General features: G+C 69.4%; 23 protein-coding genes. 13 read left to right on the top strand and 10 right to left on the bottom strand.

Annotation, left to right across the window (positions count from 1 at the left end; genetic code table 11):
- The first annotated feature begins 82 nt into the window (after positions 1-82).
- The 3 genes from NBT67_RS06755 (at position 83) to NBT67_RS06745 (ending at position 1,540) form a co-directional block, all read left to right on the top strand.
- The gene (locus tag NBT67_RS06755; RefSeq protein WP_251344080.1) at positions 83-256 is read left to right on the top strand and encodes a protein translocase SEC61 complex subunit gamma; all 174 of its coding nucleotides are present in this window, start codon (positions 83-85) and stop codon (positions 254-256) included.
- Positions 257-694 (top strand): transcription elongation factor Spt5, encoded by a 438-nt coding sequence (locus NBT67_RS06750; RefSeq protein ID WP_049936914.1) that lies wholly within the window; start codon positions 257-259, stop codon positions 692-694. It begins immediately after the preceding gene.
- Between the two features lie 111 nt (positions 695-805).
- Entirely contained in the window at positions 806-1,540 is a 735-nt protein-coding gene (locus NBT67_RS06745) for a PHP-associated domain-containing protein (protein WP_251344358.1), read from the top strand.
- Here the strand turns inward: NBT67_RS06745 and NBT67_RS06740 are convergent.
- Positions 1,537-2,043, bottom strand: a complete 507-nt coding sequence (locus tag NBT67_RS06740) for a metal-dependent hydrolase (RefSeq protein WP_251344079.1) — start codon at positions 2,041-2,043, stop codon at positions 1,537-1,539. The two genes, NBT67_RS06745 and NBT67_RS06740, sit on opposite strands and share 4 nt — an antisense overlap.
- A gap of 85 nt (positions 2,044-2,128) precedes the next feature.
- Between NBT67_RS06740 and NBT67_RS06735 the strand changes: the two genes are divergently transcribed.
- On the top strand, positions 2,129-3,223 hold the full coding sequence (locus NBT67_RS06735; RefSeq protein ID WP_251344078.1) for a pyridoxal phosphate-dependent aminotransferase: 1,095 nt from the start codon (positions 2,129-2,131) through the stop codon (positions 3,221-3,223).
- Here NBT67_RS06735 and NBT67_RS06730 read toward each other — a convergent pair.
- On the bottom strand, positions 3,220-3,570 hold the full coding sequence (locus tag NBT67_RS06730) for a DUF7979 domain-containing protein (RefSeq protein ID WP_251344077.1): 351 nt from the start codon (positions 3,568-3,570) through the stop codon (positions 3,220-3,222). The two genes, NBT67_RS06735 and NBT67_RS06730, sit on opposite strands and share 4 nt — an antisense overlap.
- 79 nt (positions 3,571-3,649) lie before the next feature.
- Here NBT67_RS06730 and NBT67_RS06725 point away from each other — a divergent pair, with 79 nt between their 5' ends.
- The gene (locus NBT67_RS06725) at positions 3,650-4,783 is read left to right on the top strand and encodes an ArsA family ATPase (RefSeq protein WP_251344076.1); all 1,134 of its coding nucleotides are present in this window, start codon (positions 3,650-3,652) and stop codon (positions 4,781-4,783) included.
- Here NBT67_RS06725 and NBT67_RS06720 read toward each other — a convergent pair.
- Positions 4,775-5,599, bottom strand: a complete 825-nt coding sequence (locus NBT67_RS06720) for an SDR family oxidoreductase (protein ID WP_251344075.1) — start codon at positions 5,597-5,599, stop codon at positions 4,775-4,777. The genes NBT67_RS06725 and NBT67_RS06720 overlap by 9 nt on opposite strands.
- 30 nt (positions 5,600-5,629) lie before the next feature.
- Positions 5,630-6,112: a DUF7984 family protein gene (locus NBT67_RS06715; protein WP_251344074.1), complete on the bottom strand. Its 483-nt coding sequence runs from the start codon at positions 6,110-6,112 to the stop codon at positions 5,630-5,632.
- A 257-nt stretch (positions 6,113-6,369) separates the two neighbouring features.
- Here NBT67_RS06715 and NBT67_RS06710 point away from each other — a divergent pair, with 257 nt between their 5' ends.
- Positions 6,370-8,289, top strand: a complete 1,920-nt coding sequence (locus NBT67_RS06710) for a beta-CASP ribonuclease aCPSF1 (protein ID WP_251344073.1) — start codon at positions 6,370-6,372, stop codon at positions 8,287-8,289.
- Between the two features lie 205 nt (positions 8,290-8,494).
- Positions 8,495-9,166 carry a hypothetical protein gene (locus NBT67_RS06705; RefSeq protein ID WP_251344072.1) on the top strand — a complete coding sequence of 224 codons (672 nt, stop codon included), beginning with the start codon at positions 8,495-8,497 and terminating at the stop codon, positions 9,164-9,166.
- 179 nt (positions 9,167-9,345) lie between these two features.
- On the opposite strand, the gene NBT67_RS06700 is transcribed toward NBT67_RS06705, so the two are convergent.
- From NBT67_RS06700 to NBT67_RS06690, 3 genes are read right to left on the bottom strand one after another with little or no spacing between them, the layout of a single operon-like run.
- Complete coding sequence (locus tag NBT67_RS06700; protein ID WP_251344071.1) at positions 9,346-10,149, bottom strand: endonuclease III domain-containing protein; 804 nt, start codon at positions 10,147-10,149, stop codon at positions 9,346-9,348.
- Between the two features lie 36 nt (positions 10,150-10,185).
- Entirely contained in the window at positions 10,186-10,599 is a 414-nt protein-coding gene (locus NBT67_RS06695) for a DUF371 domain-containing protein (protein WP_251344070.1), read from the bottom strand.
- Positions 10,600-10,649: 50 nt separating this feature from the next.
- Positions 10,650-10,805, bottom strand: a complete 156-nt coding sequence (locus NBT67_RS06690; protein ID WP_251344069.1) for a hypothetical protein — start codon at positions 10,803-10,805, stop codon at positions 10,650-10,652.
- A 326-nt stretch (positions 10,806-11,131) separates the two neighbouring features.
- On the opposite strand from NBT67_RS06690, the gene NBT67_RS06685 reads away from it, so the two are divergent.
- The 3 genes from NBT67_RS06685 to NBT67_RS06675 all read left to right on the top strand — a co-directional run bounded on the left by NBT67_RS06685 (position 11,132) and on the right by NBT67_RS06675 (position 14,286).
- On the top strand, positions 11,132-12,055 hold the full coding sequence (locus NBT67_RS06685) for a coiled-coil protein (protein WP_251344068.1): 924 nt from the start codon (positions 11,132-11,134) through the stop codon (positions 12,053-12,055).
- Between the two features lie 67 nt (positions 12,056-12,122).
- The gene (sppA, locus tag NBT67_RS06680; RefSeq protein ID WP_251344067.1) at positions 12,123-13,124 is read left to right on the top strand and encodes a signal peptide peptidase SppA; all 1,002 of its coding nucleotides are present in this window, start codon (positions 12,123-12,125) and stop codon (positions 13,122-13,124) included.
- Between the two features lie 46 nt (positions 13,125-13,170).
- Positions 13,171-14,286 carry a DUF373 family protein gene (locus NBT67_RS06675; RefSeq protein WP_251344066.1) on the top strand — a complete coding sequence of 372 codons (1,116 nt, stop codon included), beginning with the start codon at positions 13,171-13,173 and terminating at the stop codon, positions 14,284-14,286.
- On the opposite strand, the gene NBT67_RS06670 is transcribed toward NBT67_RS06675, so the two are convergent.
- Positions 14,287-15,069: an aldo/keto reductase gene (locus tag NBT67_RS06670; RefSeq protein WP_251344357.1), complete on the bottom strand. Its 783-nt coding sequence runs from the start codon at positions 15,067-15,069 to the stop codon at positions 14,287-14,289.
- Between the two features lie 91 nt (positions 15,070-15,160).
- Positions 15,161-16,396 carry a digeranylgeranylglycerophospholipid reductase gene (locus NBT67_RS06665; protein ID WP_251344065.1) on the bottom strand — a complete coding sequence of 412 codons (1,236 nt, stop codon included), beginning with the start codon at positions 16,394-16,396 and terminating at the stop codon, positions 15,161-15,163.
- A 248-nt stretch (positions 16,397-16,644) separates the two neighbouring features.
- Between NBT67_RS06665 and NBT67_RS06660 the strand changes: the two genes are divergently transcribed.
- From NBT67_RS06660 to NBT67_RS06650, 3 genes are all read left to right on the top strand, one after another.
- Entirely contained in the window at positions 16,645-16,932 is a 288-nt protein-coding gene (locus NBT67_RS06660) for a DUF211 domain-containing protein (RefSeq protein ID WP_251344064.1), read from the top strand.
- A gap of 1 nt (position 16,933) precedes the next feature.
- The gene (locus tag NBT67_RS06655; RefSeq protein WP_251344063.1) at positions 16,934-17,515 is read left to right on the top strand and encodes a VIT1/CCC1 transporter family protein; all 582 of its coding nucleotides are present in this window, start codon (positions 16,934-16,936) and stop codon (positions 17,513-17,515) included.
- A 92-nt stretch (positions 17,516-17,607) separates the two neighbouring features.
- Positions 17,608-17,811, top strand: a complete 204-nt coding sequence (locus NBT67_RS06650) for a hypothetical protein (protein WP_251344062.1) — start codon at positions 17,608-17,610, stop codon at positions 17,809-17,811.
- A gap of 9 nt (positions 17,812-17,820) precedes the next feature.
- On the opposite strand, the gene grpE is transcribed toward NBT67_RS06650, so the two are convergent.
- Positions 17,821-21,168 (bottom strand): nucleotide exchange factor GrpE, encoded by a 3,348-nt coding sequence (gene grpE / locus NBT67_RS06645; protein WP_251344061.1) that lies wholly within the window; start codon positions 21,166-21,168, stop codon positions 17,821-17,823.
- Positions 21,169-21,206 lie beyond the last annotated feature (38 nt).

Genomic DNA, 21,206 nt, shown 5'->3' with positions numbered 1-21,206 from the left:
AAGCCGTCGCCGGGGGCGCCGCCCGTCGACGACCCACCCTGTTATCAATAGATAGAAAAAGCCGGCTCGTCTAGACCACCCCATGGACGTCAAATACGACCTCTCAAGCTACGTCCGCGTGCTCAAGATGGCGAGCACGCCGTCGTGGAACGAGTTCTCGCAGGTTGCGAAAGTCGCCGGCGCCGGCGTCTTTCTCGTCGGCCTCCTCGGGTTCATCATCTTCGCCATCATGACGTTTCTCCCCGGAGGGGCATAGATGGGCATCTTCGCGGTCAAGACCACGGCCAGCCAGGAGCGCACCGTCGCGGACATGATCGCCAGCCGCGAGGAGGACGAGGTACACGCGGTGCTGGCCCCCGACTCCCTGACGAGTTATGTGATGGTCGAGGCGGACAACAGCGCCGTCCTCGAACGCGTGATGGACGAGATCCCCCACGCCCGGTCCATCGTTCCGGGCACCTCCTCGCTCACCGAGGTGGAACATTTCCTCTCGCCCACCCCGGACGTGGAGGGCATCGCCGAGGGCGACATCGTCGAACTCATCGCCGGGCCGTTCAAGGGCGAGAAGGCCCGCGTCCAGCGCATCGACGAGGGCAAGGATCAGGTGACCGTCGAACTGTACGAGGCGACGGTCCCGATCCCCGTCACGGTCCGTGGCGACCAGATTCGCGTCCTCGACTCGGACGAGCGCTAACCCGCCCGAGACTTCTCGCCGTGCCGACACGCGGCCACCCGAATAGCAACCACTAACTGCGGCGTCCGTCCAGTTGGTCCCGTGACGTCGGCAGGGTCGACCCGAATCGACATGCACGTGAAGGTACTCGACGACTCCGTCGTCGACCGGGCGAAGGCCCGCGGACTCGACGCGCTCGTCTACGCGCCACACTTCACGCGGTTGCCGACCATCCGCGAACGCGCCGACCGGTTCTCCGACGACGAACTGCTCGTCGTGCCCGCGCGCGAGGTGTTCACCGGCCCGTGGCACGCCCGCCGACACCTCCTCGCCGTCGGCCTCGACGACCCCGTCCCCGACTTCGTCACCTTCGAGGGTGCGCTCCACGCGTTCGATCGGCAGGACGCGGCCGTCCTCGTCCCCCACCCCGAGATGCTGAACGTCAGTTGCTCCCGCGAGGACGTGGCCGACCGCCCCGGGGCCGTCCACGCCGTGGAGACGTACAACGCGAAGTGTCTCCCCCACCAGAACCGCCGGTGTCGGGCGGTCGCCCGCGAGACGGGCCACCCCGGCTTCGGGTCGTCGTACGCCCACCTCCGGCGGACGGTGGGGGAGGCGTGGACCGTCTTCGAGACGGACGTCGACTCCGAGGATGCCCTCGTTGCCGCGCTTCGCTCGGGCGCGCCCCGGCGGGTCGTCCACCGGGGTGGCCCCGGCCACCGTCTGCAGGGCCTCGCCGAGTTCGCCCACCTCGGCTACGAGAACACGTGGGGGAAACTCGACAGGCTCTTTCTCTCGGGCACCGAGCCCACCCACCCGAGCCACATCGCCTACGACGGCCGGTTCGACGACGTGGCGGTCTACTAGATCCCGACCGCGTTCAGCGCGCCCGCGGTGTTGCCCAGGGGCATCACGTAGACGTGAAAGGCCCCGAGCGCGGCGAGTTCCACGCCCGTGACGACCACCGTCACGAGGTCGGCGTACTTGCTGCTGGTCGTCACGCCGGACGGCAGCCCCCACTCCTGGCTCGTCAGCGGGTAGAGGAAGGCGATGCCCCGACGGCTCCCGACCACGTCGAGGAGGTAGTGGGTGGCGATGCCGATCCAGACGAAATAGAGGTTGTCGAAGACGAGCGGGAAGCCGACGAAGATGCCGAGCACGAAGGCGTTGTGCAGGGTCTTGCGGTGTTTGCCGAAGGCGGTGTCCACGTCCGGAAAGAGCGCCCCGAGGACGACGGGGACCGAGAGTTTGGCTATCGTTTCGGCGGTGACGAGTGCAGTCTCGGCCGTCAGCGTCGTCGGCGCCGCGAGCACGACGCCCAGCCCGACGCTCAACAGCGCGGCGTTGAGCACGTGTCCTTTCTTGTTCACGGCCCATGGTTCGCCCCCGCCCACACAAGCGTGTCGACGCGGGGCGGAGCGAAAGAGGGATTTGGGGGCCGTCCGCAGGGCGACCATGGACTACGACACGCCGCTTTTCTTTCACGTCATGCAGTACGCGGACGCGGCCGACCGCGACGTGATCGATCTGGTGAGCGGGGGGCCGGACTGGGAACCGCCGACCGCCCTCCGCGAGGGGTTGCGGGAGTACGCCGACGTCGACCCCGCGGCGTTCCAGTACCCGCCGAGCGACGGCCTGCGCGAACTCCGCGAGGAGATCGCCGCCCGCCGCGGCGTCGACGCCGATCGGGTGATCGTCACGAACGGCGCCGGCGAGGCCAACTACCTCGCGATGGCGGGGGCGCTCGAGCGCGACGCGGGATCGGAGATCCTGCTCACCGACCCCGTCTACCCCTACTATCCGGGCAAGGCGCAGATGCTCGGCTACGACGTCACGTTCGTTCCCGTCGCCGACGACGGCGGCCTCGACGTCGCGGCGATGCGGGAGGCGGCGAGCGCCGACACCGCCGCCATCCTGATCAACTCCCCCAACAACCCGACGGGGGCGGTGTACGACGCCGACGCCGTCGCCGCGATGGTCGACCTCGCCGACGACACCGACGCCGTCCTGATCTCCGACGAGGTGTACGACCACTACGACTTCTCCGGCCGCTTCGAGAGCGCACTCGCCGTCGAGGGCGAGCACACGGTCGTCACGAACTCCTTCTCGAAGTCGATGGCGGTGACGGGACTGCGTGTCGGCTACGGGATCTTCCCCCCACACCTCGCGGACGCGGCTCGCACGCGGCACATGCTCGTGAACGTGACCGGCGCCCGGCCGTCGCAGGCGGCGGTCCTCCGGGCGCTCCGGGAGACGGGGCCGGAGTACTACGAGGCCTCCCGGGACCTCCTGCGCGAGCGCATCGACGCCTTCACCGAGGCGCTGGACGCCGCCGGCGCGGAGTACGTCGCCCCCGAGGGCGCCTTCTACGTCTTCGCGCGCTTCGAGGGCTTCCCCGGGACCCTGGAGAACGTCGAACGCCTCGTCGACGAGGCGGGCGTCGCCTGCATGCCCGGCGACACCTTCGGGACGCACGACGAGTGGGTGCGGTTCGCGCTCGTCACCCCGCGGGCCGAGGAGGCCGCACGACGGCTGGCCGACTACTTCTAGCAGACGACGATAGCCGTGCGGTAGTACGTCCCGTCTCTCACCACGACGTCGATGTCGTGCCACGCGTAGTCGAACGCCTCGACGCTCTCGTTTCGCGCGCGGTCGAAGGTCGCCCGCTGCTCGGCGGTGAGGTTCCCGTAGGGAACGGCCGAATCGCGGTCGGCCGGTTCCTCGTCGAGTTCGTAGACTGTCAGGGCGGGCGGGCAGTCCGTGCCGACCGAGCGGGTCGGACTCGGCGTCGGCGTCCCGGTCGTGGAGGACGTCGGGACCGCGCCGAGACAGCCCGCGGCCGTCACGCTCACGAGCACGGCGACGACGAGCAGGGGGCGCCGGGAGGGACCGATCATGGGTACGGTTCCCGCGCCCACCGGCAAGTGTCTTCCCCGTATCGACGGGTACAGGTGTCCGGGCCGTCTCGCATCGCGTATGAGCGACATCGACGTGGAGCCGGTCGACGAGGTGGACGACGCGGACGCGGCCGATCACGACCACGGCCGCGGGGCCGCGGCGGTCGACGTCGAGGCGGCGACGGACCTGCCCGCGGGCGTGGACGCGCCGGAGTACGTCCTCTACGGTGGGAAAGGCGGCGTCGGCAAGACGACGATGGCGGCGGCGACGGCGCTCTCCTCGGCCGCCGCGGGGACGGCGACGCTCGTCGTCTCGACCGACCCCGCCCACTCCCTCTCGGATACGCTAGACACCGAGATTCCGGCGCGGCCGACGCGCATCCGCGAGGACGCCCCGCTGTGGGCCGCGGAGATCGATCCCGAGGCGGCGATGGAGGAGGGCCTGTTCGGCGAGGGCGGGGTCGGCGTCGCGGGCGACGACCCGGGGGCGGGCGGCGCCCCGCTCGGCGGCCTCGGGGACCTCGGCGAGGCGCTCGGCGACGAGGCGGTCGACCCCCTGATGGGCGGTTCGATGCCCGGCGCGGACGAGGCGGCCGCGATGCGGCAGTTGCTGGAGTACCTCGACGACCCCCGGTTCGACCGCGTGGTGATCGACACGGCGCCGACGGGCCACACCCTGCGCCTCTTGGAACTCCCCGAGGTGCTCGACTCGATGGTCGGGCGCCTGCTCTCGATGCGCGAGAAGTTCTCGGGGATGATGGAGGGGTTCAAGGGCATGTTCGGCGTCGGCGGCGAGGGCGAGGAGGGGCCGGACCTCGACGAACTCCGGGACCGCATCGAGCGCCTCCGGGCCGTCCTGCAGGACCCCGCGCGGACGGACTTCCGGGTCGTGATGGTGCCCGAGGAGATGAGCGTCGTCGAGTCCGAGCGCCTGGTCCGCCGTCTCGACGAGTTCTCGATTCCCGTGGGGACCGTCGTCGTCAACCGCGTGATGGAGGACCTCGCGGACGTGGCCGACGTCGACCCCGAGTGGGTGGTGTCGCCGAACCTGGCGGACTGCGAGTTCTGTCAGCGTCGCTGGGACGTCCAGCAGAACGCGCTTCGCAGAGCGAGTGATCTGTTCCGCGGCCACGACGTGAAGCGCGTGCCCCTGCTGGCCGACGAGGTGCGCGGCGAGCGGGCGCTGCGGGTCGTCGCGGCCTGCCTAGCGTAGCCGGTCCAGCAGCGAGAACGCCCGGTCGCGCAGGCGGTCGGGGACGAACCGACCGAGGACGCTCACCCGGGCGAGCGTCCCGACCGGCACCCGACTCGCCGGCTTCGTCGAACTCGCGGCGTTCAGGACGTCCTCGGCGACCCGGTCGGGCGACACCGCGCCGGGACCGCCGCCGCCGATGGCCTGGGTGTCCTCGAAGACGCCGTAGAAGGACTCGTAGGCGCCCGAGCGATCCAGCCCCTCGACCTCCGACTCCGCGCGATCCGAGAAGCGGGTGTCGACGGGACCGGGTTCGATCAGGACGGCGTCGATGCCGTACTCGTCGACCTCGGCCCGGAGGGCGTCGGTCATGGCTTCAAGCGCGAACTTCGACCCGCTGTAGACGCCGCCGCCGGGGAAGGAGACGCGGCCGGCGACGCTGGAGACGTTGACGACCGTCCCCTCGCGCCGGCGGCGCATGTGCGGCAGGACCGCGCGGGTCAGCCGGTGGGCGCCGTAGACGTTCACGTCGAACTGGCGGTGGACGGCGTCGACGGGGACGTCCTCGATGGGCCCGAACTGCGCGTAGCCGGCGTTGTTGACGAGGCAGTCGATCCGTCCCTGCTCGTCGAGGATCCGGTCGACGACCCGCTCCACGTCGTCGTCCTCGGTCACGTCGAGTTTCGCGACGGTACAGCCGCGGTCACCCAGCGTCTCGACGTCCGCGGGGTTGCGGGCGGTGGCGTACACCTCCCACTCCTCGTCGAGGAAGGCCTCGGCGGTCGCACGACCGATACCGGACGAACAGCCCGTGATGAGGACGGTCTTCGGTTGCACGGAGGCATCCTGAACCCGGCGGCAGTTAACTCATTCCCGATCCACCGCGAACGGGCTCTCCCCCTCGGTCCACTCCCAGCCCGGCAGGCGGGTCTGGAAGCCCGCGGCGAGTGCGGCGTCCAGGTCGTCGGCGCCCGCGCCGCCCTCGGTGTGGGTGACCACGTCGGCGAAGTGGAAGGTAGCCTGCGCGAGCAGCGAGAACGGCTGGCCGCCGGCGACGGTGGCGGCGAGTTCGCGGCCGAGCACCTCGTCGACGACGAACCCGGGGTAGTCGTCGGTCACGTCCAGGTCACGGAGCAGGGCGACGTAGCCGGCGACGTTGACGGCGCGGTCGCCGTCCGCGAAGACGACGTCGACCTCCTCGCGGTAGGCGTCCGGATTCACGCGCCCCACCTCGACGCCGAAGCAGTCGCCGAGGCGGTCCCGCGTCGCGTTGATCAGGGGGACGACCGTCGGGGCGCGGTCGCGCACCCACTCGCACTCGTCGGCCACGGCCGCCGGCGTGAGTTCCATACCCTCCGTCGGGTGCCGATCCCCTTCGACTTTGCGAAGGCTTTTATAATGCCCGGCTGATAGGGTGACTCAAGCGGGTTTTCGCTGCCTCTTCCCGCAGTCGAGCACCTCCCGTACAGCACCGTACCTATGCGACCTCACGGCACGACCGTGGATCGGACTTGCCACCGTTCGGCACCGACCGTCCACGCGGACGCGTTCCCGGCGACCGAGGATCGGACGAGGACGGCCGTACGGAGGGCTCTCAACCGGCACATATGAGCTCCGTAGACAAGCAACTCGAGGAACTGAAAGCAGAGATCGAGGACGAACTACCCCCCGGAATCTCCGTCTCCGACGTGAAATACGAGGGTCCGGAACTGGTCGTGTACACGCGCGATCCCAAGGAGTTCGCCAGCAACGGCGACCTGATCCGGAAGCTGGCGAGCAAGCTCCGCAAGCGCATCACGGTCCGGCCGGACCCCGACGTGCTGATGGACGCCCGCGAGGCCAGAGAGCGGATCCGGAGCGTCATTCCGGAGGACGCCGGCGTGACGGACCTCGACTTCCACGTCGACACCGGCGAGGTCGTCATCGAGGCCGAGAAACCGGGAATGGTCATCGGGCGCCACGGATCGACGCTCAGAGAGATCACGAAGGAGATCGGGTGGACGCCCGAGGTGGTGCGCACGCCGCCCATCGAATCATCGACGGTATCGAACGTCCGCAACTTCCTCAAGCAGGAACGCGAGGAGCGGCGCGACATCCTCGAACGCGTGGGCCGGCAGATCCACCGCGAGGAGATGGCCGACGAGCAGTGGGTGCGCATCACCACCCTCGGCTGCTGTCGCGAGGTCGGCCGCGCGAGTTTCATCCTCTCGACGGCCGAGACGCGCGTTCTCGTCGACTGCGGCGACAAGCCCGGCGCCGAGGGCGAGGTGCCGTACCTCCAGGTCCCCGAGGCGGCCCCCCTCAACTCCATCGACGCCGTCGTCCTCACCCACGCCCACCTCGACCACTCCGCGCTCATTCCCCTCCTGTTCAAGTACGGCTACGACGGCCCCATCTACTGTACCGAACCCACGCGGGACCTGATGGGCCTGCTCACGCTCGACTACCTCGACGTGGCCGCCAAGGAAGGCCGTACCCCGCCCTACGAGAGCGAGATGGTCCGGGAGGCGATCAAACACTGCATCCCCCTCGAGTACGGCGACGTGACCGACATCGCGCCGGACGTGAAGCTCACCTTCCACAACGCGGGCCACATCCTCGGCTCCGCCGTCTCCCACTTCCACATCGGCGACGGCCTCTACAACGTCGCGTTCTCGGGCGACATCCACTACGAGGACACGCGCCTGTTCAACGGCGCCGTCAACGACTTCCCGCGGGTCGAGACGCTGGTCCTGGAGTCCACCTACGGCGGGCGCAGCGACTACCAGACCGACCAGGAGGACTCCGAGCGCAACCTCCTGCAGATCATCAACGACACCCACGAGAAGGGTGGAAAGGTCGTCATCCCGGCGTTCGCGGTGGGGCGGTCCCAGGAAATCATGCTCGTTCTGGAGGAGGCGATGCGGAGCGGGAAGATCCCCGAGATGCCCGTCCACCTCGACGGCATGATCTGGGAGGCGACGGCCATCCACACGACGTATCCGGAGTACCTCCGCGACGACCTCAGGGATCGGATCTTCCACGAGGACGAGAACCCCTTCCTCGCCGAGGAGTTCAACCACATCGACGCCGGCGAGGACGAACGCCAGGAGGTCACCGACGGCGACCCGGCGATCATCCTCTCGACGTCCGGGATGGTCACCGGCGGCCCGATCATGTCCTGGCTCCGTCACCTCGGCTCCGATCCGGACTCGACGCTCGTCTTCGTCGGCTACCAGGCACAGGGGACCCTCGGCCGGCGCATCCAGAACGGCTGGGACGAGATTCCGATGAACGACCGCGAGCGTGGCGGCCGCGGCAACACGCTCTCCCTGAAGATGGACGTCGAGACGGTCGACGGCTTCTCCGGCCACGCCGACCGGCAGGGCCTCGAGAACTTCGTCAAGACGATGAACCCCCGCCCGGAGAAGGTGCTCTGTGTCCACGGCGACGAGCGCTCCGTGCAGGACCTCTCCTCCGCGCTCTATCACGACTACAACATGCGGACGTTCGCACCGAAGAACCTGGAGACGTTCCGGTTCAAGTAGCGTCGGACCTCCCCTCGGTGCGACCGGAGGCGACGGAACGGTCCGTTGGCGATCACGACTCCCACGTATTGTCAACGAAATTGTTTGTTTCGGTCACGGTGGTCGTCTCGACGCTTCGGGGCCAATGAATGGGGGCTTCGGTCCACCTGTCGAAAAGTCGAATCGACCGACAACGATATATTACTGAGCCGACCTATGGGGGTCGATGGCTCCAGAGTCGAAGCGGCCGGATATCAAGCGGATAACGGGACGATATCTCGACGCGTGGGAGGAGTTCGGCGACGATCGGTTCACGTGTGAGGAACTGGAAACCGAGCTTTTGCGGAAGCGTGATCCCGAAGACGTGCCGAGTGCCAAGTCGATCTATCAGGATCTGTACCGTGTCGCGAGCCTTGGGCTGGTGGAGTGGTACGGTGAGAACCAGTATCGGGTAGCGATTCCACCGCATGCCGACGACCGGCAGTGGACCACCCTGATCGAGGCACAGATCGGCTGGATGCGCGACCGGATCGGCGAAGCGCTGGCGACGCGGGACGACGACGAGGAACCCGAGGAGGATGAACGGACCGATCCCGAGGTGTTAGAACACGACGGGAGGCGATACATGTCGGCGTTTGTCGGTCCCCGGAGCGATCTGGAGAGTCAGGCGAGATACTACCAAGCCGCCCTCTCGCCGGCGAAACACGACGGCGTCGTGCTTCGTTCGTACCAGCGTGTCGCAAACTCCACGAAGAAGCTCGCGGAACGGATCTGTGACGAGAAAGAGATGGACGACACGGACTGTGTGTACCGGTTCGAACTCTCGGACGAGGAGATGGTGGAGGTGGGTGACGACCTGGAGTATCACGTGTTCCTGTCGGAAACACGGCTGCTCTGAGCCGTTCGACTGCTCCCCTGGTGTTCCGCCGGAACGACCCCAGCGCCGGTCTCGCGAAGATTCACCTTCACGTGCGAACGGGTGTCGTGGCGTGTGTTCAGGCGCGGAGAGGACCTCCGTGGGAGACCGCACGCGGAGACACCGGAGACTTCGTTCGGACGCGTCTCCAACAGCGCCACTCAATCGAAGTCGTCGGCCGGATCGACGACGGCTCCCGAGTCGGGATCGACCCCGATCCGATCACACAGGTCGGCGAGCGGACACGCCTCCAGGCCGTCGAGACACGCGGGTTTGCGCGCCGAGCAGTGCTCGCGGCCGAACTGGATCATGGCGGTGTGGCCGAACCCGCATTTCTCCGCCGGCACCGCGTCCTCCAGGGCCTCCCGGACCGCATCGTGATCCGCGTCCGGCGGCGCCAGCCCCATGCGCCGGGCGATGCGATGGACGTGGGTGTCGACGGGGAAGACGCCGCCGCGGCCGCCGGCAAAGAGGAGGACGCAGTCGGCGGTCTTGGGGCCGACGCCGCGCACGTCGAGCAGTCGCTCCCGTACCTCGGTGGGGTCGCCCTCGCGGACGAAGTCGTCGAACGCGTCGGCGCCGCCGAAGTCGGCGAGGACCTCCTCGGCACAGTCGACGATGACGCGGGACTTCCGGTTGTAGAGCCCCGCGGACTCGATGGTCGAGGCGAGCGTCCCGCGGTCGGCGGCCGCGAGCGACGCCGCGAGGTCACCGTCGCGGCCGTAGCGATCAAGCAGGGCGTCGAAGGCCGGTTGACTCGCCACGTCGCTCGTGTTCTGGCTCAGGATCGTGCGGACGAGACAGGGGAAGGCGTCCCGGCCGCCGTAGGCCTTCCGCCAGTAGACGTCGCCGAGGGCGTCGACGACGGCCTCCGCACGCGTCTCGGGGTCGCCGGCGGCGAACCGGGCGTCGGCGCCGCCGCCGTCGGCGCCGCCGCTGACGTTCTCGGCGGGTTCGTCGGGCATGGGCGTCGTTGGGAGCGGAGCGAGAAAAGCGCGGCGTCAGTCGACGGCGAGCGTCAGGGTGAGGGCAGCGCCGTCGGCGAGGGCCGACACGAGGGAGCGGTCGAGGTCGGCCGCCGCGGCGTCGGCGCCGACGGCGACGGTGCGGTCGTCGACGTAGGTGCTCGTCCGGACGACGGCGCTCCGGTCGCTCTCGAAGGTGAGGTCGGGGTGACCGCGGGCGCGCACCGCGCGCGTCCGGCCGCCGACGTCGAGCGTCAGGGTGATCGTCGCCCCGGGGTCGCGGCAGGCGTCGACGAAGGCGTCGTCGAAGTCGGCGGGCGCGCGGTCGGCCTCGATGCCGACGATGCAGTCGCCCGCCGGCGTCAACCAGTCGTCGGTCGTCACCTCGAACGTGCTTCCGTGGGTCGCGGCGACGTGTTCGTGGCCGCGGGCGCGAACGACCTCCTCCATGGCGGGTGATCGCCGGCGGGCGGGTTTAGCGGTACCGACTCGGCGCCGACCTACTCCCTGACGACGGTGACCGTCACCGCGCCGCAGGCACACTCGTAGGCCCGGCGCTCGCCCGCGTCGGTCCGCATCGCCACCATCAGGGCGTCCTCGTCGAGGGGTCGATCACAGCCGGCCGCCTCGCACGTACTCGTGAGGTTCTCGAGCATATCTCCGGGTAGTCGCGCGACCGACATGAACCCGTGCCGTCCGCGCGGTGAAACTGAAACTGTAGCGTCGGGGCTCCCGTCGTTTATATATCTCTCCGGACCAGTTGTGAACGGTTCACACGCCCGATATACCGTGCCTTGGTACCGTTTCGCAGCCCTTCTGCCACCGAAGTATTTATGTGTGTGTCGGCTGTATTCGCTGGTACCAACGCGCCTCCGGCGCGTGGCGGCATCGCACGCAGAATGATCGGGAATTCTTATCCACGGTTGGTTGCGGGACGAGGAGCCGCCAGTCCGCCCGGAGCGGTGGTATCGAGGTTTCAACAATGGTAACAACAGAAGAAGTACTCGACGAATTCGACGTTGCGGCGCTCGAAGACGAGAACAACGTCGAACTCACCGACGATCAGCTCGAAAACGACTCGAAGGGACAGCTCATCAAACTCGCCGGTCAGCTCCGCGACCGACGCAACGAACTCAACCAGATGGCGTCGGAGCGGGCCTCCAAGCGTGACGACCTGAACGCCAAAACGCGGGAGAAGGTCGACGAGGCCCAGGAGCACCGCGAGAAGCGCGACGAGCTCAACGAGAAGGTCCAGGAACACAAGGAACAGCGCAACGAGCTCAACGCGAAGGCCAACGAGCTCTTCGACGAGGTCGAGGAGATGAAACAGGACCTCGAACTCGGCGACGGCAAGGATCTCGAAGAGCTCGAAGAGGAGATCGAACAGCTCGAGTTCCGCCAGCAGACCGAGGTCCTGAGCGCGGAGGACGAGCGCGAACTCATCGAGAAGATCGAGGACAAGCGCGAGGAGTACCAGCAGCGCAAGGAGAAACTCGACGACGCCAGCGAACTCGAGGAACTCGTCGAGGAGGCCGAGGAGGTCCGCTCCGAGGCGTCCCAGCACCACCAGAAGGTGACGGAGCTCGCGGACAAGGCCCAGGAGCATCACAACCAGATGATCGAGGCCTATCGCGAGGCCGACGAGATCCGCGACAAGGCCGACGAGATGCACGAACTCTTCGTCGAGGCCCAGGAAGCGGCCGACCGGCACCACGAGGACTTCGTGCGCGTCCAGAAGCGCCTGCGCGAACTCGACAAGGAAGAGGAGCAGGAACAGCAGGACGAGCGCGAGGCCGAGCGCGAGGCCGCCAAGGAGGAGGCCGAGGAGATCTACCAGAAGTTCAAGGAAGGCGAGACCCTCGACACCGAGGACCTGATGAAGCTGCAGAAGACCGGCCTCCTGTAGTTCGGCTCCGTCGACGCACGTGTTTTTATGCCGATCCGTCCCCCAGCACTGCGTATGGTGAACGAACGTGAGTGAGGGAGACGACGTCGGCCGACTCGCCGTCGTCCTCGGCGGCGGGTTGCTCGCGGCCGTCCTCGGTTTCGTGATCTTCGTGGTTCTGCCCGGATCGCTCGCGGACCTCCTCGGGATGTTGGTGACCGTCGGCGTGGTGGTCCTCGGTGCGCGCGCCGCCGGCGACCTGGCGGACTCGATCTTTCCCGACTACAACGTCGCGGAGGTGGCGGTCGAGGGGCCGATCACCCGTGACGGCTCGACGCCGAGTCCGATCCCGGGCGGGTCGCTCGGCGCCACCGCCGACGACGTGGTCGACGTGATCGAACGCGCGGACGAGGACGACGCCACGGAGGCCCTGCTGGTGAAACTCGACACGCCCGGCGGGGAGGTGGTCCCGAGCGACGACATCCGGAAGGCGGCCGCCGACTTCGACGGCCCGACCGTGGCCTACGCCACCGACGTCTGTGCCAGCGGCGGCTACTGGATCGCGAGTGGGTGTGACGAACTCTGGGCGCGCCGCGCCAGCATCGTCGGCAGCATCGGCGTCATCGGCTCGCGGGTGAACGTCTCGGAGCTGGCCGACGAACTCGGTGTCTCCTACGAGCGCTTCGCCGCGGGGGAGTACAAGGACGCCGGCATGCCCCTGAAGGAACTCTCCGCGGAGGAGCGGGAGTACCTGCAGGGGTTGATCGACGGCTTCTACGACGACTTCGTCGAGCGGGTGGCCGAGGGACGCGACATGGACCCCGAGGCGATCCGGGAGACGGAGGCGCGGGTCTACCTCGGCGAGGACGCCCACGAACTGGGGCTGGTCGACGACGTCGGTGACCGGGACGACGTCGAGGACCACGTAGCCGACCTGCTCGACGCCGAGGTGTCGGTCCGCGAGTTCGAACCGGAGAAGGGGCTGGCCGCACGCCTCCGCGGCGGCGCGACGGCCGTCGCGTACGCCTTCGGCGCCGGGATGGCGGGCGTCGTCGTCGACGACGACCGGGGCTTCCGGCTCCGATTCTGACCCCCGCAGCGGGGGATATTTATTCCCGTGGATAGTTCTCGTCACCGTGACAACCCTGGTCCTGTGTGTCGACCGCGCCGACGACATCGGGCGGACGGTCGGCGTGTCGATGCCCGTCGACGGGTGGGACGCGGTGCGGTCGCTGGTGACGGAGGTCGGACTCGCGGACCCGGAGGATTCGACGGTGAACTGCCTGCTGGAGGCGCTGCGGGTCACCCGCGACCTCCGCGGCGAGGGCGAGGACGCCATCGTCGCCGTCGTCTCGGGAACCGGCGACTCGGCCGTCGGCGCCGACCGGTCGGTCGCCGCACAGATCGACGACCTGCTCGACCGCCACGACCCGCGCTCGGCGATCATCGTCACCGACAGCGCCGAGGACGAGCGGCTGGTCCCCATCGTCGAGAGCCGCCTCCCCGTCGACTCGGTCGACCGCGTCGTCGTCCGGCAGGCCCGGGACATCGAATCGACGTACTACCTCCTCAAGCAGTTCCTCGCCGACGAGGAACTGCGCTCGACCGTCCTGGTTCCGCTCGGCGTCGGCCTGCTGCTCCTCCCGGTGTTGCTCGTGCGGTTCTCCCTGCCCGTGGCGCTGGCCGGCCTCGCCTCGCTGCTCGGGGCCGCCGTCCTCTACAAGGGGCTCGCCATCGACACCTACCTCTCCCGTCTCCCCGACCGGATCCGGGAGGCCCTCTACTCCGGGCAGGTGTCGGTCGTCACCTACGCCGTCGCGGGTGGCCTCGCACTCGTCGGCGCCTTCCTCGGTGCGCTCGCCGTCTCGACGACGACCGAGGGGGTCGTGGTTCCGGTCATGCAGTTCGCCTACAGCAGCATCCCGTGGCTGGCGCTGGCGGCGCTGACCGCGAGCGCCGGCCGCCTCCTCGACGAACTCATCGACTCGGATCGGGTGCCCCGGCCGTATCTGAACCTGCCGTTCGGCGTCGTCGCCCTCGGCCTCGTCGTCCGCGGATTCGCGGGTTACTTCCTCGAACGCGAGGGGGTTCTCGGCAATCTGCGGGTGGCGGGGATCACCGTGCCGGCGACCGAACGCCTCGCGCTCTTTGTCGTCACCGCGATCGTCGTCTCGCTGATCGGCGTCAGGGTGGCCGCGAACGTCGCGGACCACGAGGAGGAGGCGGACGCCGAGGCGGCCGAGCGCTCCTGACTACCAGGGGGCGAAGTCGGGGTCGACCAGCCGTTTCTCCCGACCGATGCCGTCGATCGTCGCCACGTCCTCGTCGTCGAGGTCGAGCGTTCGCGACGCCCAGTTGTCGCGGACGTGGTCCTCGCCGGTCGCCTTCGGGATTGCGGTCACGCCCTTCTCGCGGAGCCACGCCAGCGACACCTGCGCCTCGCTGACGCCGTGTCTCTCGGCGACCGACTGGATCTCTGGCACGTCGAACACCTCGCCGCGGGCCAGCGGCGAGTACGCCACCACCTCGACGTCGAGGTCGGCGCAGTGCTCCCGGAGTTCCGTCTGCGGGAGCAGCGGGTGGCACTCGATCTGGTTGGCGAAGATCGGCGCGTCGGCCGCCTCGACGGCCTCCGTCACCTGTGCCGGTTCGAAGTTGCTGACGCCGATGCGGTCGATCAGGCCGTCGTCGTACAGGTCGTCGAAGGCGCCGAGCGTCCCCTCGGGGTCGTACGCCCCGGCCGGCCAGTGGACGTAGAGCAGGTCGACCGCGTCGACGCCGAGTCGCTCCAGGCTCTCCTCGGTGGAGGCCCGGACGTCCCCGGGCGCGAGGTCGTCGATCCACACCTTCGTCGCCAGGAAGAGGTCCTCGCGGTCGAGGTTCGCCCGCGCGATCCCCTCGCCGACGTGTTCCTCGTTGTCGTAGGCCTGTGCGGTGTCGACGTGGCGATAGCCCAGATCGAGCGCCGTCGCCACGGCGTCCGCACACTCCTCGGGGGCCGTGTTCTGCCACGTGCCGAGACCGAGGATCGGCATGCCGTTCGTTCGCCGCACCTCACCGGTGGACTGAGTCACATCCGACCCGAGGCGCGAGACGCCGAAAGGGGTTGCGGAAGGGTCGTTCCGGTTAGCCGGAGAGCCGCTCCCTCGCGAACTTCCCCAGGAGGGGCACGTCGCCGAGGTGGAGGAGCTTCAGCATCGCACGGACGTTGCCCGCGTTGGCCTTCGCCAGCGTGTCGCTGTCGGTTCCCTGGAGGTCCGCCATCAGCGTGTCGTACCGATCGTTGGGGGCGAGATACAGGAGTTCGGTCATCAGGAGCCGCTCCCGCATCCGTGGAGCCACCTCGCTGTGCCAGAGTTTGCTGTAGACCGACATGGCCTCCGCCGAGGTGTCGGGGTCGGCCTCGGTGAAACAGCGGTCGGCCGTGATGGCGGCCATACGCCCCGACTTCATCCCCTTGTGGATCCCCTCGCCCCACAGCGGGTCGATGGTCGGCACGGCGTCGCCGATGGCCATGAACCCGTCCGTACAGAGCTGGCCGGGCATCTGGATGTGAGCCGAGCCGCGGTGTTGCTGTTTCTCGGCGATGCGCTCCGCGTCGGCGAAGCGCGGGTCGGTGTCGAGCCAGTGGTGGAGGTAGTCGTCGATGCTCGCCCCGTCGCGACCGTACTGCTCGTGGCTCGCGTTCTGGATGTAACAGAGGCCGACCTTCGCGGTGTCGCCGCCGGTGTGGAAGATCCAGGAGTAGCCACCGGGGGCGTACTCGTGGTCGAGACGGAGCATCATCGCGTCGGTGAGGTCGGCGTAGTCGGGGTGGTCGACGTCGACGCCCTCCATCTCCCACTCCACGCCGATGGCCTGGTGTTCCCGTTGCAGGTCGCTCACGCCGAGTTCCTTCGCGAGCGGCGCGGCCGGCCCCGTCGCGTCGACGACGATGTCGGCGGACGCCTCCTCGTCGCCCGCGTACCTGACGCCCGAAATCGTGCCGCCCTCCATGATCGGGCCGTTGACGCGGGCGTCGAACCGGTAGGTCGCCCCCTCCTCGCGGCCCTCGCCCACCAGCCAGCGCTTGAAGTCGGCGAACTCCAGCACTGCACCGGGTTGGTGCTGGACGTAGTGGTCGTTCGGCGACTCCAGCACCACGTCGTCGGTGTAGTTCATCACCACCTCGTCGGGCACGCCGAAGGAGGCCATCATGGAGGGGAAAGTCCCGGCGGTCGACTTGTTGCTCTGGCGGGGGAAGTCGTCCTCGGCTTCCGCCTCGAGGACGAGGACGTCGTAGTCCCGCTGAGCGAGGTCGCGGGCACACTGGGCCCCCGCGGGCCCGGCGCCGGCGACGATCACGTCGAAACGGTCGGACATATCCCCCGATGCCGGGAGAGCGTAATCAGTCTTGCTGAACCGGGACGAGCGGGGCACGGCGACGGAGCTATGAGCTAGCGAGTTGAGGCGACGTGTGATGCTGGTCGAACTCGGGATCATGTACGTCCGGCGCGGGATCGACCGCCGCGCCGCCCTCCTCTGTCTCGCGCTCTATCTCCCCTCGTTTCTCTTCGTCTGATCCGTCACCGTCGGTACACTTAGGCCGGCGCGTCCGGTACGGGGGACCGATGGCACCAGTCCGTCGCGTCGTCCTCGACGTGTTGAAACCCCACCAGCCGTCGACGGTCGAGGTGGCCAGCCGGCTCGCCGACCTCGACGGGATCGAGGCCGTCAACGCGCTGCTCGTGGAGACCGACGCCGAGGTACAGACCCTGAAGCTCACGGTGGAGGGATCGGACATCGCGGTCGAGCGCGTCGACGACGAAGTCGAACGCCTCGGCGGATCCGTCCACTCCGTCGACCAGGTGGTGTGTGGGGAGTATCTGGTCGAGGAGGTCCGGACCCCGCAGGACTGACGTGCGCGACCGACTGCGCTCCCTCCGGTCGGCGCTCGCCCACGACGAGGTGCGGTCGATCTCCCGCCGCTACTTCATCTCGAACGGCTTCGACGGCACCCTCACCAGCATCGGCGTCACCGTGGGGGCGTACCTCTCGGGGATCGACGAGGGGGTGACCGTCGTCGCCATCGGCCTCGGGGCGGCGGTCGGCCTGTGTACCTCCGGCGTCTGGAGCGTCTGGGAGATCGAACGCGCCGAACGCCGGGCGCAGGTCGCGAGCATCGAACGCGCGATGCTCACCGACCTCGACGACACGCGAGTGACCCGACGGATGCGGGACGCCCGGGCGATCAGCGCCGTCACCAGCGGGCTGGGGCCGCTGGTCGGGATCGTGCTCCCCCTGCTCCCGTACCTCCTCGAAGGGTCGACGCTGACGATGTTCGAGAGCACCGTCGCGGCCGTCGGCGTCGGCGTGACGACCCTCTTTACCTTCGGCGCGTACATGGGAACCGTCGCGGGCCTGAACCCCTACGTCGCGGGCGTGCGGATGGGGCTCGCGGGCCTCGTGGTCGCCCTCCTCAACCTCGTCCTGCCGGGGTAAGCGCCGACCGGCGGTCCGGGGACGGATTTTTGTCGGTGGCCGACGCGTCGGCCACCGATGCACGACGGTGTCGACGCGCGGGAGGAGGGTAGATGACGACGCGTCGCGAGGGCGGGTACCTCGCGGCCGCCCTCCTCGTGGCGGTCGGTGTCGGGCACGCCGCCGGACCGGTCGCCGCGCTCTCGCCCGCCGCCGGCTACGCCCTCGGGGTGGCGGCCTTCGCGGCCGTCCTGTGGGTCACGGGGGCGATCCCACTCCCGCTGACGTCGCTCGCGATACCCGTCCTCCTCGCGTGATGCCGCCGCTCACCGCTCCAGCGGGCCGACCGTCGACTCGAACGCGTCCCGGAGGGCGTCGCGGAGGTAGAGCGTCGACTCGTACCGGTCCGCGGGGTCGGTGGCGAGGGCCGTCAGGAGGACGTCGTCGACGGTATCGGGGACCGACGCGACGTCGCTGGGGGGCGGCGGCGTCGACGTTCGGACCTGCTCGACGACGTCGCCCGGGCCGTCGCCCTCGAACGGCGGCCGCCCGGTGAACAGTTCGTAGCAGACGGCTCCCAGTTGGTAGACGTCGGTGGTAGCGTCGACCGATCCGTCGCCGTCGAGTTGCTCGGGGGCGGCGTAGGTCGGGGTGTAGCCGCTCGCGCCCGACGAGCGGTCGAGGAGGTGTCTGGAGAGGCCCCAGTCCGCCACCTTCGGCACGTCCCAGGCGCCGTCGACCGAGCGAAAGAGGACGTTCTCCGGCTTCAGATCGAGGTGGGCGACGCCGCGCTTGTTGGCGTGACTGACGCCGCGAGCGACCGCCAGTGCCGTCCAGAGTGCCTGGGGCACGGACACGTCGCCGGCGCGTTCGTCGAGCGTTCCCCCGTCCATGTACTCCATGGCGATCCAGGGGAGCGGTTCGGCACCCCAGTCGACGACGCCGACGACGTGGTCGTGGTCGTCCAGGCGCGCCCACCGTCTCGCCTCGTCGACGAAGCGCTCGCCGACGTCCGCGTGGAGCGTCCCCGAGAACCGGGGCTCCTTGAGCGCGACGGTCACGGGACCGTCGGGCGACGGGACGGTGGCCTCGAACACGTCGGCCCGGCCGCCGCTGCCGATCCGGTCGCCGCGGGAGAGCGCGCCGTGGTCGACCGAGACGTCGGGACGTCCGGGAATCGCGTCGGGGGGACCGGCGAGCGACGCCCCTCCCGGACCGTCGCTCACGGTCACCTTCGCCGGCCGCTCGACCCGGCCCGCCCGCGCGTATCCCGTCGCCCGCACGTCGACCACTGCGTCGGCCGGTCGCTCCGACTCGACGCGCGCGACGACGCTGTGCCGGTCGGGGTCGATCGACTCGCCCGGGTCGGGAGCGAGGAGGGTCGCGTCGGCCGCGTCGAGCGCGCTCTCCACCCGCCGCCGCGTGGACCGGATCCACCGCCGGAGTCGATCGGTCGTGCCCGGATCGCCGCCGACGGCCCGGTCGAGATCGTCGGCGACGGCGAGGGCGTCCTCGGCGATCGACGCGGTGAGTTCGTCGTCGGTCAGGCGGTCGAGCTTCTTCCGGGTCGCCCGCAGCCCAGCCTGCACCGGTTCCGGGTCGTCGGCGTCGGCGTCGAGCGCCCGCGAGAGGTCGTCGCGCACGTCGAGCAAACACTCGATTTCCGCCGCCGTCGGCGATCGGTCGAGGAGTTCGGGACCGTCGTCGCCGCCGGACGGGTCGTCGCGCCCCGTCACAGCCCTCCCGTCGAACAGGTCGAACTCGGTCGACGCCGCGGGGTCGTCGGCGTCGTCGACCGTCGCCGATACCGTCAGCGTCCCCGTCGCGTCCACGGCGACATCGACCGCGATGTCCGGGTTCCCTGCCGGCGCCGATGGGAGGTCCCGAACCGTGACCTCGCCGACCGGTTCCGGGGTGTCCGACGTGCCCTCGCGCAGGACGCGGACGCGGACCGACTCCTGGTCGTCCGTCGCGGTGGTGAACGTCCGCGACGCCTGGGCGGGGAGCGAGGTCCCCGCATCGAGGAGGCGTTCGAAGCCGGGGCCGTCGCCGTCGCCGACCGTCTCCAAACCGACGCCGTGGGGGAGGACGGGGCTGGTGATCGGGGGGTAGTCGGCCGGATCGTCCGACCCGGTTCTCGGTTCGAGGAGTCGGTCCGGACGAGCGGCGGCGATCCGCACCGGACTCTCGGAATCGGGCGACCCCACCCTGAACAGCACCCGTCGACTCCAGTCCACCGCTGCGGGAGTCAGACGCCGACGGGCGTCGAACGTGGCCTCGGCTTCCTCTCCCGTCTCCTCACACGCCGCGGTGGCGTTGACGATCCGCCGTTCGTCGATCGAGAGCGTCACCTCGATTCGGGGGTCACCGGCGGGTGCGGCCGGGAGGTCCGTCAGCGCCACGTCGCCGAGGACGGTGCCGCCGTCGGGGGCGGACCCACCCTCGCGAACCCGGACGCGAACGCCGGACTGTTCGTCGGCCGTCGTCGTGAACGTCTTGGACGCCTCGGTGGGAACGGTCGTATCCGCCCGGACGAGCGGTTCGAACCCGTCGCCGTCGACGGCCACGCCGAGGGAGCGAAAGAGGGCATCGAGCAGAACGACGTCGTCGACGTGTCCGGAGAGGACGCCGCCCTGGATCGCCGCGCCGAGCGCCGCGGCCGTGCCGGGATCGGCGGTCGTCGTGGGCACCGTCTCGGTGACCGCCTCGATGCGTTCACGGACCGCCGGCGTGCGCGTCGCGTCCCCCGCGAGCACCACGTCGTCGACACCGTCGACGGCGGCCGCGTCGAGAACGCGGTCGATGGGGGCCTCGATTCGGTCGATCACGTCGTCGACGATCGACTCGAACGCCGAACTGGACAGGGAGGTATCGAGGTCGAGGGGACCGTCGTCGGTGACGGTGACGGCCGGGAGTTGGATACGGGTCCGCTCGCGGGTAGAGAGATCGGCGCGTGCGTCCGCGGCCGCCTCGATCAGTCGGCGGTGAGCCTGGGGGTCCGACCGAAGGTCGACGCCGTGGTCGTCCGCGAACGCCGACGCGAGGTGGTCGGCGACGGCGGCGTCCAAATCCGCGCCGCCGAAATCGGGGACCCCGTCGGTCGCGAAGACGTGGTAGACGCCGCCGTCGATGTCGAGCACCGAGACGTCGGCGGTCCCGCCGCCGAAGTCACAGACGAGGACGGTCCGCTCGCCGTCCCGGTCGAACCCGTAGGCCATGGCGGCGGCCGCCGTCGAGTGGACGGTGCGCTCGACGGAGAACTCCAAGATGGAGGCGGCGTCCCGAAGTCGACGACGGTACGCCCTCGTGGCGCCGTTGGGCGCGGTGAGGACACACTTCTCCAGGTCGCCCGCGCCGTCGGGAAGGGCCCGCGAGATGACGGCCGCGGCCAGCGTCTCCGGCGGGTACGACACGCCGTCCACGACGACCGGTTCGCCCGTCCGGAGGCGGTCGACGAGGTCGGTGACCGTCCGCTCGGGATGTGTGGTCGTGCGGTCGGCCGCGCGCGTGCCGGCCACCAACGTTCCGTCCTCGGCGACGGAGACGACGGTGGGGGTCGCCTCGCGGCCGGCCCCGTTCGGGACGATCCGTGGCCGTTCCCCGTCGTAGACGGCACAGCGGGTCGTCGAGGTGCCAGGGTCGATCCCGACGATCGGGTCCCGGAAGTGAGACACGGTCGTAAGCCAGTCACACCGCCGCTTAACTTTTTTTG

Origin of the sequence: Haloplanus sp. GDY1 (genome assembly GCF_023703775.1) — an archaeon.
GTDB lineage: Archaea > Halobacteriota > Halobacteria > Halobacteriales > Haloferacaceae > Haloplanus > Haloplanus halophilus.
The sequence above is the reverse complement of the archived record's forward strand: the minus strand, read 5'-3'. Positions and strand labels throughout refer to the sequence as shown.

Excerpts from the sequence above, each read along its gene's own strand:
- NBT67_RS06755 (WP_251344080.1), top strand. The coding sequence starts at position 83 with ATGGACGTCAAATACGACCTCTCAAGCTACGTCCGCGTGCTCAAGATG.
- NBT67_RS06750 (WP_049936914.1), top strand. The coding sequence starts at position 257 with ATGGGCATCTTCGCGGTCAAGACCACGGCCAGCCAGGAGCGCACCGTC.
- NBT67_RS06745 (WP_251344358.1), top strand. The coding sequence starts at position 806 with ATGCACGTGAAGGTACTCGACGACTCCGTCGTCGACCGGGCGAAGGCC.
- NBT67_RS06735 (WP_251344078.1), top strand. The coding sequence starts at position 2,129 with ATGGACTACGACACGCCGCTTTTCTTTCACGTCATGCAGTACGCGGAC.
- NBT67_RS06730 (WP_251344077.1), bottom strand. The coding sequence starts at position 3,570 with ATGATCGGTCCCTCCCGGCGCCCCCTGCTCGTCGTCGCCGTGCTCGTG.
- NBT67_RS06725 (WP_251344076.1), top strand. The coding sequence starts at position 3,650 with ATGAGCGACATCGACGTGGAGCCGGTCGACGAGGTGGACGACGCGGAC.
- NBT67_RS06715 (WP_251344074.1), bottom strand. The coding sequence starts at position 6,112 with ATGGAACTCACGCCGGCGGCCGTGGCCGACGAGTGCGAGTGGGTGCGC.
- NBT67_RS06710 (WP_251344073.1), top strand. The coding sequence starts at position 6,370 with ATGAGCTCCGTAGACAAGCAACTCGAGGAACTGAAAGCAGAGATCGAG.
- NBT67_RS06705 (WP_251344072.1), top strand. The coding sequence starts at position 8,495 with ATGGCTCCAGAGTCGAAGCGGCCGGATATCAAGCGGATAACGGGACGA.
- NBT67_RS06700 (WP_251344071.1), bottom strand. The coding sequence starts at position 10,149 with ATGCCCGACGAACCCGCCGAGAACGTCAGCGGCGGCGCCGACGGCGGC.
- NBT67_RS06695 (WP_251344070.1), bottom strand. The coding sequence starts at position 10,599 with ATGGAGGAGGTCGTTCGCGCCCGCGGCCACGAACACGTCGCCGCGACC.
- NBT67_RS06690 (WP_251344069.1), bottom strand. The coding sequence starts at position 10,805 with ATGCTCGAGAACCTCACGAGTACGTGCGAGGCGGCCGGCTGTGATCGA.
- NBT67_RS06685 (WP_251344068.1), top strand. The coding sequence starts at position 11,132 with ATGGTAACAACAGAAGAAGTACTCGACGAATTCGACGTTGCGGCGCTC.
- NBT67_RS06670 (WP_251344357.1), bottom strand. The coding sequence starts at position 15,069 with ATGCCGATCCTCGGTCTCGGCACGTGGCAGAACACGGCCCCCGAGGAG.
- NBT67_RS06665 (WP_251344065.1), bottom strand. The coding sequence starts at position 16,396 with ATGTCCGACCGTTTCGACGTGATCGTCGCCGGCGCCGGGCCCGCGGGG.
- NBT67_RS06660 (WP_251344064.1), top strand. The coding sequence starts at position 16,645 with ATGGCACCAGTCCGTCGCGTCGTCCTCGACGTGTTGAAACCCCACCAG.
- NBT67_RS06650 (WP_251344062.1), top strand. The coding sequence starts at position 17,608 with ATGACGACGCGTCGCGAGGGCGGGTACCTCGCGGCCGCCCTCCTCGTG.